This is a genomic window from Microcoleus sp. FACHB-831 (assembly GCF_014695585.1).
In the GTDB taxonomy this organism is placed as follows: Bacteria; Cyanobacteriota; Cyanobacteriia; order Cyanobacteriales; family FACHB-T130; genus FACHB-831.
The window spans coordinates 80,882-93,747 of record NZ_JACJON010000079.1 but is presented as its reverse complement, the minus strand read 5'-3'; the positions used below and the strand labels follow the sequence as shown (position 1 = coordinate 93,747).

Here is a 12,866-nt window from a genome sequence, read left to right as displayed (position 1 = left end):
TGAAGTTACCTCGCAGGTTAGACCTTCTATCTGCGGTGTATTGCCAGTCACAGAAATTCTATGTTTCAATGTGTTAAGCATCTTTCACCTGGCTCCTCTAGCGGAGGAGTTTGGTTATTTTTTTGGTTCGGCTTGCTAATCAGAAAACTAAAGATTCATCCAGGGGCATCGTTTCCAACGCTATAGTAACCAGTCCGTCTCTTATACGTCGTCCGAACCGTATCCACTTCGTTCGGCAATTGGCATCATTACTTTGGTTAGTTGAGAAAGATGCAGAAGCCGTATTGGTATTATTTTCTATTTTAAACTGCTTATATTGCGTTAGCCCCATGCCAAACAATCCGCCCTGCATTCTACTGGTTGATGATGAGCCTAGCAATTTATTCATGCTTGAAGAGTTGTTGCAATTAAAAGGCTATACCACTCTTTCAGCTGGTTCTGGGGTAGAAGCATTGGAGATGGCTTTGGCGTCAAACCCAGACTTAATTTTGCTGGATGTGATGATGCCTGATATGGACGGATTTGAAGTCTGTCGCAGGTTGCGTGCAGATGTAAATCTGCAAACAGTGCCAGTGATATTTCTAACGGCTTTGGATGATGATGATTCCCGAATGCGGGGATTGGAGATGATGGGAGATGACTACTTCACAAAGCCGATTAAGAGCAATTTACTGCTGACAAAACTGGAAAGCGTGCTGCGATTGAGCAAAATGCGATCGCAACAATCTGCTAAAGTTGTTGAGCAAAAAGTAAAAGAAAAAACCAGGAAGCAATTATCAGCTGCTTGGGATATTAATCAATATCTTTCAGAAAAATTTCGATTATTTGTACCCGACCAATTTCTCAAACGGATTGCACCCAAAGGGGTGGAGTCAATTAAATTGGGTAATGCAAACGAAGAAGAACTTACTATATTATTTTGTGATATTAGGGGATATACTACGATAGCGGAATCGCAGGATGCATCGGAAACTTTCCGCTGGATAAACGCTTTTTTTACTCTGATGAATGAAGCGATCGCTACCCATTATGGTTTTATTGATAAATTTTTGGGAGATGCTATATTGGCCGTGTTTGACCGCACAGAAACCCACGCTGGTGATGCGCTTAGTGCGGCATTGATGATGCAACAAACCCTCATGGATTTTAACGCTACGCGGGACAAGTACAACCTGCAAGAGCCAGTGAAGATTGGGATTGGCGTTCACACTGGTAAGGGTATAATTGGCACTATTGGGTCAGATCGTCGCATGGACTCGACAGTGATTGGCGATGTGGTGAACACTGCGGCACGACTGGAAGAATTAACCAAAGTTTACAACTGTCAAATTATTGCCAGCGATGCTGCGATCGCGCAACTTAGTAAACCGGAATTATTTCAGCACAGGTGGATAGATCGCGTAAACCCGCGAGGAAAGAAGCAAGCAATTGACTTATATGAAATTCTCGGCAGTCACCCCCAAGTTTTAGGCGAAAAGAAAGTGCCAAGAACCTTTTGAGGAATGAGAATTGATAAATTGATTCGGTAAAGCCACCCGATTTATATAACTATCGAAGGTGAATTGCCGGAAATGCTGTATCTAATAGCATTTCTTTTTTTATGCTGGGGTTTCCCGCCAGCAGCAGTTGAGTTTATGAGAGTGGGCTTGAAGTTGTGATACCTACTGACAAAGCTTCCCCACTCAAAATTCTACTACCAAGGAGACTTAATATTTAGTAAGGACAAAGCAAAATTGTATAAATTTTGCACTTTTCCCGGATATGGCTTTTTCGCGCTTGTAATACAAGACAATAATTTAGTAGTTCTGTTAGCAGTCATTGGTTAATAGATTAAGGACAAAGGACAGACTAACAACTACTTAGTAAGCACTGCAAAACATAAAATCATGACAAGCGAATCAAATTTTACACAAAAGCCTCATTTAATAACACTCAACTGCTCTGGTGGCATCTCTCTAGGGGCATATATGGCCGGAGTGTTTTATGAGCTTACAAAAGAAGCAGTAAAGCCAAATCCTAAGATTATTATTGATATTATCACAGGGGCTTCAGCGGGGGCAATGTCGGGAGCGATCGCAGCCTACAGCTTACTTAGAAAAGACACAGATCAACTGCCTCAACCAGGCAGTCAACAACATCTCGACCCCGCACAAAACAGCATATTGTATCAAGCTTGGGTTGAACAAGCTGACATTGAATTAATCGATAGTTTACCCGTAGCTATCAAAAGTTTTCAAGATGGCATACAAGCCACTATCGATAGTTTTAAGGACAGCTTAAAAATACCATTTACCCCAGAAGAAAATCGACGAAGAAAAAAATTGAGCGTGCTTTCAGGAACTGCAATAGAGAAAATTGCTCAACTTGTTAGCAACTCTATGGCCATCCCACCAAAAACACAGCCTTTAGCCCTTTTGATGACTATTACTAACTTGCAGGGGCTGCTTAAAGAAGTAAAATTCAAAAATTCTAAAGGCGCGTGGGAAAATATTAAAACTACCACCAGCGCAGAAACTCGCCAATTTCTCTTTTACTCAGGACTCGATACTGAAAAAAGAGATGATATGTGGAGAAAAGCAGTAGATGGCGGTCGGGCATCTGGAGCATTTCCTGTTGCTTTTCCACCTATTTTAGATCCTTCAAACAATATTACCAGCATCAACCTAAAAGGTTTAAGCGATGATTACTTTGCTCCAGGCAGCGATAGAAAAATACTTAGTAACGATCCGCAATTAGCTGATATCCACAAGGATGATACTCATTTAAGTTTTCTCTATACTGATGGTGGGATATTAGATAACTTACCCATCGTTAAGGGAATTGACCTAGAAACTGCCTTGCTTTCAGAAAAAGAACAATCACTGCACTTTCTAGAATTTCAAAATCAATGGCAAGAAATTAGGAAAGAAAGCAACCCAGAAAGGGTATATGTTTACATTAGGCCAGTGCCAGTAGAAAGTTTAAATAGTGCGGCAAGGTTAACGCAAGGCCACTTTACGGTTCTGGATGTTGCACTCAGCGGACTAACACTACCGAAGACAGAATACGACGCAACGCAGTTAAGAGAAATAGAAAAACGAAATCAAATAGCCGAAACCAAAAACAAGTTGCTACAGGAACTTGATAAAGAATGCCCCCCAAATTTAGACAAGCTCAAAAAAATGTTGGACGAGGCGATACCTTATCGCCACATCGATCTTAGCCCGATTACTCCAGCAATTCTGTGCAAAATTGACCGCGCAGAACCTGGTTCAAAACTTGCCCAGCTTAAACAAATTTACGCAGGACTGCAACAAACTGAATATATCAAAGAGAATCTTAATACAGGTAATGCAGCAGCACTGCTTGCATCAGATTTCTTAGGGGCATTTGGTGGCTTTTTTGATAAACGTTACCGCGAACATGATTTTCTATTAGGGAGGCTGTGTGGCATTACCTGGCTATATGATAATTGTCCATCTGTAGAGATTCCGCCTGAAGAAATTGATGATTTAGTAAGGCAAATAACGGGGGATGAGAAAAAACAAGGTAAAAAGATTCTGGATCGAGATCCAACAGCCGCAGATTTGAAACTGAGTCAGAAGATTAGAATCGCAAGGCTGGCTTTGCGTGCCCTAAGAATAGTGTTGATAGAATCAAGAATCTATGGAATGGCGTGGATTTTAGTTTTCGGAGTTATTAAGCTTTCTTTGATTGTAGTTGTGGCACTTCTGGAGATTGCGGTGAGTTTATTAGGTATGCTGCTAGATAGATTAGGTTTCTAAATGCGATCTAATGTTCCCTTTAGTCTTCCTGAACCGCTAGCAAAATGTAACTTGCGATGGATGCGTAATACAAGCGAAAGGTTGGACACTTAAAGATGTAAACCATAAGCCTTGTTCCTTGGAGCCAATATGAGCATTGAAGATAGGGCGGCAGCGGTTGCCAAAAATATTGAAGGCAAGATTCAAGAAAGCGTAAGCGAACTGACTGGCAGCCAGAAAGACAAGTTAGAAGGGCAAGCCAAGCAGGATGAAGCAGCGGGAATTCATCTGAGAGAAGACCTTAAAGATAAAGCAAAAGAGATAATTGACAAAGCTTAGTTTTTCTTTGTAAAAAGTTGCTTTTGAATAAACCTAGCAGACACTGGTCTGCTAGGTTTATTTGTGTTCAGCCTTTGCAAGACTTATAATTTATTACGGGGATTAGATATAGGGGGATTACATGGAAAATATGGAAAATATGGAGTGGATGAATTACGTGGCAGGCGGCTTAGCGATCGCTATTTTTATCGGCGCGTTGCTAATGATGTTTACTACGGTTTGGACTACCAAACGCAAATAAATTAGTTTTTTAGTCGATTTCCCTGCACCCTTGCGCCAAGCGATCGCGATCTTGCTGCTGTAGTCTGCATACCTTGGCGTGCGGGGATATCGTCATATCTGGTTGTCAAGCCGCAGCAGCTTTCTTAAGTCGCATGAAATTTATGGATGTGCCCAATAGCTTCATCCAACCGCTTCGCACAGTTGAAGTTGCTTCCGTCGGGTAAGCTGGCTCCTGTAAGATCTGCCCCAGTCAGGTCAGCACCTTGCAGTTGTACTGTCTTTAGATCCACCCCCCTCAAATCTGCTCCAACTAAATTAGCGCCTCTCAAGTCGGCTCTGGTCAGATCTACTTGTCTAAGGTCAGCATTATTAAAATTGACATGATGCAAATCGGCCTTGGTCAGGTCTACCCCTCTCAAGTCAGCTCCACTAAAATTGGCTCCTCTAAGGCTTGCTTTCGTCAGATCTACCCCTCTGAGATCCGCTAAAGCTAGATTAGCTTCATTCAAGCTGGCTCCCGTCAGGTCTACCTCTCTCAAGTCAGCTCCTGTTAGAGTTGCGCTATCCAAGTCAGCCTTTTTCATGTTCGCCTTGGTCAGGTCTGTCTCGCTCAGGTTGGCTCTACGGAAATTAGCTTCTCTTAAGTCGCTTCCCCTCAAGTCTGCTCCAGTCAGATCGACTCTACTCAGGTTAATCCCTGGAAGGGATATACGCGGGCCAATCAAGTAAGCTCCAGCTTGCCTGGGGTCAAAGCCGTCAGGAAACACCGTTTCGTGATTGTAGACAGCTTTTTGCAGAACAATCCCCCTTAGACTAGCTTTAGTCATGTCTGCGCCAAGGAGATTGGCTCCAGACATATTAGCAAGGCCCAGGTTGGCTCCGGTAAGGTTAGCCTTTCTTAGGTTGGCAGAACTTAGATCGACTGATTTGAGATCGACACCACTTAGATCTGCTTCACTTAGATTGACTCCTGGAAGCGATACTTGAGGTGCAATTAAGTAAGCCCCAGCTTCCTTTGGGTCAAAGCCTTCAGGAAAAAGAGTTGTGTTATTGTAAACAACCTTTTCCAGAATGGCTCCATGCAGTTCGGTTGCACTCAAGTCTGTTCCAACTAAAATGGCTCCACTCAAGTTGGCGTTTTGGAGGTTGGTGCAAACGAGAGTCGCCTTTTTTAGGTTTGCTCCTTTCAAGTCGGCTGAACTCAAATCTGCTCCTACCAAATTTGCCCACCTCAAATCCGCTCCACTGAGGTTGGCTCTATTCAGGTGTGCCAAATTTAGGCAAGCTCCGCTGAGGTTTGACTTACTGAGATTTGCCTCAGTCAGGTCTGCTTCAATCAGTTCTGCATAGGCAAGGTTCGTCTCGCTCAGATTTGCTCCCCTCAGCTTGGCTCCTCTTAGGTTTTGGCCTTTGAGTTCACCTGCGCTCAGGTCGCCTTCTGTGAGATCTGATGCGCCTAGTTTGGCTGCTTTCGGATCGTAGCCATTTGGGCGCTTATTGTTTAAACTTGCCCGAATTAGTCTTACCCTAGTTAAGTCTGCATCAAAAGCTTCCAATTCCTTCCTCCGGCACCTGCTAGTAAAATACTTGCTGTTCTTGACTTATTATTCCCAATGCTAAGGCGCGTACACCACTGCCAAAATTTAAACGACAAAAATATCAGAAATGCAACCCAGATGTAGGAAAATATATTCAGATAATTTTAGCTCTTTTGGCAGATGTCCGGAAATCTAATTGATGCAGAGGGGTTATATTCGAGAAATCCGGTTTTTAGAGTAGCTGCATTAAGTTTACTGCGATCGCAATGGCAGTATGCGATCCTATTTTCGGTGCGAACAAACTCCCTACCGAGGGCTTTGCACGCTTTGTTAGCAAAAGCGCGATCGCTTTTTTTGTTTCGGTGGCTCCTATAAATTTTGCCATTGCTTGCTTTGTTGTCCATTCTACCTGTAGGCGTAATAACTTTCGCCTTGCTGAAGTATGAGCAAATTTAGGTTTGCATATACTATATGAAGTTATTACAACACAAACCCTTGCCAAGATTTTTATTATTAATATTTTGTTTATAGATTAAAAATAACTTTTACAAATGCTATAAAAATTTTCTTATAAAATCCCAAATTGAACATCGTTATGGCAGCGATATCACGCCTTTATAATTACTGCGATCGCTTTGATTCTCCCCTAATTACTAGCTAGTTAATATTTTAAATAATATCTTGTTTTAGTATTGCCAAACGCTATAGCACACTGGTGACATTGCTGTAATATACCCCAAAATATTAACAATAACACTATGCTAAAGTTAGTATAAGGAATGACTAATTTATTATAATAACTCAGCTAGATTTGGGGCGAATATAAATACTGCTTTATTTAGAAGTTCGTGATAAATTAATTAAACAGAACGATATAAACTATTAAATTAAAGCATAATTATTATAAATAGCAATCAATAATTTGCATTAAAACGGCAACCATTACAGATACCCGCCCTGCAACTGTAATGAAAATTAATGCCGTATCTTTCCTATCCCTTGGCGCTTTAGCACCAAGGTAGGATGAGTAAGAAATACTCTTCAAGCCGTTAAGGGTGATTTTAATAAAATTTGTATGTATCGAGATACACGCAATATTATTGTTACTAGATAACAATTCACTAGCATTAAATTATTTCGGATAAAATATATTTTATCCGGATTATTTTCGCACTTCCATGCAAAAATATTGCATATCTGCACTCACCAGTATCGCCATGTGGCTAAGTGCCCTAAAGTAATCGTCTGAATAAAGAGAAAACCATATGCCTTTAAAAATGTACGGTGTTTTGAAGTGTAGGGTAGAAGACAGCAAACCCGGTGAAAAGTCTAATCCTCATTACCAGGTGCTTGTGACTGAGGGTAAGTTTAACTATCGCATTGACATAAACGTACAATCAAAACAAAGTCCATCTGAGTTGCTGTACTTCGTAAATAACAATTTTCAGCACCCTATTACTCAGGAATTAACTCAATTAGGCTTCGGATTCAATAATTTGGATAGCAAGCCGGGAGGACTTGCGTTAGACTTCATTCGAGGCAATATGTTTGATGTCCAAAATATGAAGCCGTTACCGTTTGAGGTTCAAGGGCCAGAAAATGACCTCAACGAGTTGTTAGATGTTTATATTCAACGAGCAATTAGCGAAAGGGATGCTGTCCTCTATGCGTATGGACAAAAGTGGGGGCCAGATAAAAATATACCTGACAAAGTTTTTCACTTTCTCCCTGGTAATGGCATCCACAATATTCATATGAATCAGGGTAATAGCAAAGAATTTAGAGGGGACAATGGTGTTTGGCAAGATGGGGGTTTGCTGATTAATTTTCCCTCGCGCAATCAATGGGTTGCTGTATTTCTAGCTTTTCAGTCGCAAGCTTTACATACTGATGATGTTACCGGACATCAACTAGATGATGCGGCGATTTCAAGAGACACGGCGGGGGTGCGTATCATTGCAGCTATGGTGAATCCTATTGGTGATGATGTTGGTAAAGAGTCAGTGACTTTAATTAATACTTCCCCTAATAGTATAAATCTGACTGGTTGGGCGATCGCTGATAAATTTAAGCACAAACGATCCCTTGATGGGACTATTCTTCCTCCTGGTGCGTTTGTCAGGATACCTTTGAGTGGAGATAACCTTCAGCTATCCAATGATGGCGGAATTATCACTCTTCTAGATGATAAAGGGCTGAAAATTCACGGAGTCTCTTACACTAAAAGCCAAGCGAAAAACGCAGGTTGGACAATTTTATTTTAATAAGAAAACTTAGGTAGGCGCTGTCTACCTTGCATCTACTTTATTTAACTTACGCAGAGAAACATATTTTTAATACTTTATCCGTAATGTTTTCTCTGGATAATATCTTTTTGTTTTAAACTTACCCAAATTAAATTTATAAACTTTGCTATAAGCAAGTTTATTATTATCCCCCTTCCCGCATCCCAAATATTATAAGGTGTTTTTCTAACAAATCGCTAAATTTAGGTTGGTTCAATGCGGCTCCTTCCTAAGACAGATTTCATCCTATATCTTGGAACAGGATACTGAATACAGCCAGCCGTTTGCGTATAAGGTTGAGTGCAGATGAAACGCAGCATAATGGGAAAATTTATTAATAATTGGGAAGGCGAATCTAAAAAACGTGTCAACTTATCTTTAACGGAAACGGCTTGGAACACCCTAGATGAATTTGCTAAAACAAAAGGGCTGTCTAGGTCGGAGATAGTTGAACTTTATGCTCGAAGCTTAGAGGCGGAAACCAAGGAGCCATTTGCACAGGAGAAAGAATGTGTAGTGCAAGTGGCTGATGAGCAGAAAGAGGGAAGAGAGTTGTGCTTGGCGATCGCTCAATTACCTAATGGAGAAAACGATCTGCTAGCAATTATAGATGCCGTACCTGTATTGGTTGCCTATATCGATGCACAGCAACGTTATCGCTTCAACAATAAAGCGTTTCAAGATTGGTTCGGCTCAACACCTTCCCAATTCTATGGCAAACATCTCGAAGAAGTAGTGGGCAAGACAGCGTATGAAAGCGTGCGTCCCTACATTGAAGCAGCCTTAGCAGGACAAGAAGTAACTTATGAAAGCAGCGTAACTTACAAAAAGGGCGAGACACGTTACATCCGCGCCACTTATGTACCTCGTTTTGCAGAAGATGGGGTTGTTGAAGGGTTTGTTGCTTTAGTTAAGGATATCAGCGATCGCGTCTTCGTTCAGGATGAACTCCGCAAGAGCGAGGAGCGCTACCGCTCGTTGGTCGAAGCTAGCGCCCAAATTATCTGGGATACCAAAGCTGAAGGTGAAATTGTCACCCCTCAACCAGGGTGGAGCGAGTTTACAGGGCAAAGCTACGACGAGCTAAAAGGGTGGGGCTGGCTCAACGCCGTCCACCCAGACGATCGCACTCATACCGCGCAAGCATGGTCAGCCGCACTTAGCGATCGCACCTTCTATCAAGTAGAGCATCGCCTGCGGCGCAAAGATGGCGAGTACAGGTACATGAGCGTTCGTGGCGTACCTGTATTGGAGCCAGATGGCAGCATCCGCGAGTGGGTGGGGGTACACACAGACATCACAAGTACCAAGCAAGTAGAAGAAGAGTTGCAAGAAACAAACCAGACGCTTCAGGCTTTAATTCAAGCCTGCCCTCTGGCGATTACCGTCTTTGCTCTCGATGGCAAGGTGAAGATGTGGAATCCAGCGGCGGAAAAGATTTTTGGCTGGACTGAGCGAGAGGCACTCTCGACGTTTATTCCTTGCGTCCCTGAAGATAAACGAGACGAGTTCCTGGCGCACCTTGATGCTATCCGCAAAGGCCAAATTTTAACTGGTGTAGAGGCACGTCGTCAAAAGAAAAATGGAGAATCGATCGACATCAGCTTGTGGGCAGCACCGTTGCGCGATGCCAAAGGCAACATTAGCTGTATGTCGATCCTTGCTGACATAAGCGAACGCAAGCAGGCGGAAACAGAACGCGAGGCAGCGCGAGAGCAAATCTCCAAGATTCTCGAAAGCATCACCGATGGCTTTCTCGCTTTCGATCGCGAGTGGCGCTTCACCTACCTTAACCAAGAGGGAGCGCGGACGCTGGGACGTTCGCCAGCAGAACTTGTTGGCAAGAATCTCTGGCAAGAGTTTCCAGAACTCAGCAGCACCAGCTTTGGAAAACTTTATCAGCAAGCGGTTGCTTCTAGAGTGGTGCAAGAACTGGAAGATTACTACCCTCCGTTCGAGGCTTGGTTTGCAGTCCGCGCCTACCCTTCTGAAGCCGGGTTGTCACTGTATTTCCGCAACGTCAACGATCGCAAACAGGCAGAGGAAATATTACGCCAAAGCGAGGAGCGACTGCGATTGGCTCTGGATGCTGGCAAAGCTGGAGTGTGGGACTGGGACATATCCGGCGATCGCATAAATTGGTCGGAACGCATATATGAGTTTCACGGGCTAACTCCTGGGACTTTTTCCGGCAAACTCGAAGACTACGCCTATCTTGTTTATCCAGAGGATCGGCACCGAGTTGCTGAAACTATACAGAAGGCAATTGAGGAGAAATCACCATTCCTACTTGAAATTCGTATCGTTCAGCCGAGTGGTGCGGTTCGCTGGATTTCGGCTAACGGGCGTGCGATCTATGATGCGAACGGAAAGGCTGTGCGAATGCTCGGCGCAACTATAGACATAACTGAGCAAAAGGCAGTTGAGGAAGACCGCGAGCAACTCTTGGTGCGAGAACAGACAGCAAGGGCGCAAGCAGAGGTAGCGCAACGGCAGTTAACAGCAATTTTTGAAACTTCGCCAATTGGTATAGGCTTTTTGGACTCTGAACAGCGGTTCGTGGCGATTAATGAGGCGCTTGCAGAAATTAATGGTTTGAGCCGCGAACAGCATTTGGGCAATGCTATACCCGAAATTTTTGGAGAGTCTGACCCGGAATTAGTTGAGGTATTCCATAATTTGTACGCTACTGGGACACCGTTCATCTCGCCCAATCTTGCGGTTAACGTTCCAGGCAGAGACGATCGCAGCCCCGGTTACTACTATGTGTACTACCTACCGACGCTAAATCAAAACAACAGTGTGGAGGGGGTTTTGGTTTACGTTGTGGATGTAACTGAACGAGTGCTTTTAGAGGCGCGATCGCGTTTTCTGGCTGAGTCTAGTGCCCTGCTTGCTTCCTCACTTGACTACCAAACTACACTGGAGCGCGTAGCTCATTTGGCAGTTCCTCACCTTGCCGACTGGTGCGTAGTTGATATTCTTGATGAGGATGGTTCGCTACAGCGGCTGGCGACTGCCCATATAGATCCGGCAAAGGTGGAGTGGGCAAGCGAACTACAGCAGCGCTATCCAACTAACTTAAATGCTCCCCAAGGTGTAGGGAACGTGTTGCGGACTGGTCAGCCGGAATATTATCCCGAAATTTTGGATTCGCAGATAGTAGCAAGCGCCCGCGATGCGGAACATTTAAAGATTCTGCGAAATGTGGGTTTCAAGTCTGTGATGATTGTGCCGCTGCGGGTGCGGGGTAGAATACTTGGTGCGATATCGTTCGTGTCGGCTGAGTCTGGTCGCCGTTACAATTCGGATGACCTTAATAATGCTTTGGAACTTGCCTGTCGTGCGGCAGTAGCCGTTGATAATGCGCGGTTGTATCAGATTGCTCAACGCGATCGCGCCCAAGCAGAAGCAGCCAATCGCATGAAGGATGAGTTTTTAGCGACGCTTTCGCACGAATTACGCACGCCTCTTAATGCGATGCTTGGCTGGACTCAAATGCTGCGTGCGAGGAAGCTGAATGAGGCTACTGCGGCGAAAGCTTTAGAAACTGTAGATCGCAATGCGCGATCGCTATCGAGATTGATCGAGGATCTTCTCGATGTTTCTCGCATTATTACAGGCAAGCTCCGTTTAAATATGCGTCCGGTTGAACTTTCTGGCGCGGTCGAGGCAGCTATCGATGCTGTCCGTCCAGCAGCCGAGGCGAAGGAAATTCAACTTGAATTCTTATTAGATCCTTTATCAGGAACGGTTTCGGGCGATCCAGACCGATTGCAACAAATTGTGTGGAATTTGCTTTCTAACGCAGTTAAGTTTACGCCCAAGTACGGGCGCGTCGAAGTCCGACTCGATCGCATTGAGTCCCACGTCCAGATTCAAGTAAGCGATACTGGTCAAGGTATTAGCCCCAGCTTTCTGCCTTATGTATTCGATCGCTTTCGTCAGGCTGATAGCTCGATTTCAAGGTCTGTTGGTGGCTTGGGTTTGGGAATGGCTATCGTGCGTCATTTGGTAGAACTGCACGGCGGTACTGTGAAGGCAGAAAGTCCAGGCGAGGGACAGGGGGCAACATTTACGGTCTGTCTGCCCATTATTGCTATCTACAGTCCTAAAGTTTCTCTAGAGAACAATTTAGAGGAGGAGTTTGCAACAGAGTCGAATGCAGTTGCATTGCAGAACTCGCTGATGCTTAAAGATTTAGAGATACTGGTTGTGGATGATGAGGCCGATGCCCGCGAGTTGCTGATCGCTATTCTGGAACAGTATGGAGCCTCAGTTAGGACAGCTGGAACAGCTAAAGATGCACTTGAGGAGATCGCCAATTCTCAACCCAATGTACTTATATCTGATATTGGGATGCCACAAGAAGATGGCTTTAGTCTAATTCGCCAACTAAGATTGCTACCAGCAGCGCAAGGAGGACGCATTCCGGCTGTGGCTCTAACTGCTTATGCTAGGGAGGAAGATCGTACAAGGGTTCTTTTGGCAGGTTTTCAACAACATTTGCCTAAACCTGTTAGTCCAGATGAATTGGCTGCTGTAGTTGCTAGTTTGACTGGTAGAACTGGGAATGAGTGTTGAAGACGCACGCTTGCAGTTCGGAGAATCGACGGTGAGGAGATGCGGGCGATCGCCCTCTGTATGAGTTTAATGCCCTAGTTTTAAATATGTTGTGCTTAGTAAAAAAACGCCATTGCAGGGTGCATATGGGCGATGAGTTAAAGTGGCTCAGTTGT

At 44.0% G+C, this 12,866-nt stretch carries 7 protein-coding genes; 5 read left to right on the top strand and 2 right to left on the bottom strand.

The window, feature by feature from the left end:
- The first annotated feature begins 122 nt into the window (after positions 1 to 122).
- The 3 genes from H6F77_RS25735 to H6F77_RS25725 all read left to right on the top strand — a co-directional run bounded on the left by H6F77_RS25735 (position 123) and on the right by H6F77_RS25725 (position 4,082).
- Complete coding sequence (locus H6F77_RS25735; protein WP_375335974.1) at positions 123 to 1,499, top strand: response regulator; 1,377 nt, start codon at positions 123 to 125, stop codon at positions 1,497 to 1,499.
- 387 nt (positions 1,500 to 1,886) lie between these two features.
- Complete coding sequence (locus tag H6F77_RS25730) at positions 1,887 to 3,764, top strand: patatin-like phospholipase family protein (RefSeq protein ID WP_190491772.1); 1,878 nt, start codon at positions 1,887 to 1,889, stop codon at positions 3,762 to 3,764.
- A gap of 129 nt (positions 3,765 to 3,893) precedes the next feature.
- Positions 3,894 to 4,082, top strand: coding sequence for a CsbD family protein (locus H6F77_RS25725; RefSeq protein ID WP_190491771.1), 189 nt, complete (start codon positions 3,894 to 3,896; stop codon positions 4,080 to 4,082).
- 365 nt (positions 4,083 to 4,447) lie between these two features.
- Here H6F77_RS25725 and H6F77_RS25720 read toward each other — a convergent pair whose 3' ends face one another.
- Both H6F77_RS25720 and H6F77_RS25715 read right to left on the bottom strand, forming a co-directional pair.
- Complete coding sequence (locus H6F77_RS25720) at positions 4,448 to 5,860, bottom strand: pentapeptide repeat-containing protein (protein WP_190491770.1); 1,413 nt, start codon at positions 5,858 to 5,860, stop codon at positions 4,448 to 4,450.
- A 214-nt stretch (positions 5,861 to 6,074) separates the two neighbouring features.
- On the bottom strand, positions 6,075 to 6,227 hold the full coding sequence (locus tag H6F77_RS25715; RefSeq protein WP_190491769.1) for a hypothetical protein: 153 nt from the start codon (positions 6,225 to 6,227) through the stop codon (positions 6,075 to 6,077).
- Between the two features lie 880 nt (positions 6,228 to 7,107).
- Here H6F77_RS25715 and H6F77_RS25710 point away from each other — a divergent pair.
- Together H6F77_RS25710 and H6F77_RS25705 are read left to right on the top strand one after the other, a co-directional pair.
- Positions 7,108 to 8,106: a DUF2278 family protein gene (locus H6F77_RS25710; RefSeq protein WP_190491768.1), complete on the top strand. Its 999-nt coding sequence runs from the start codon at positions 7,108 to 7,110 to the stop codon at positions 8,104 to 8,106.
- A gap of 327 nt (positions 8,107 to 8,433) precedes the next feature.
- On the top strand, positions 8,434 to 12,711 hold the full coding sequence (locus H6F77_RS25705) for a PAS domain S-box protein (RefSeq protein ID WP_190491767.1): 4,278 nt from the start codon (positions 8,434 to 8,436) through the stop codon (positions 12,709 to 12,711).
- Positions 12,712 to 12,866 lie beyond the last annotated feature (155 nt).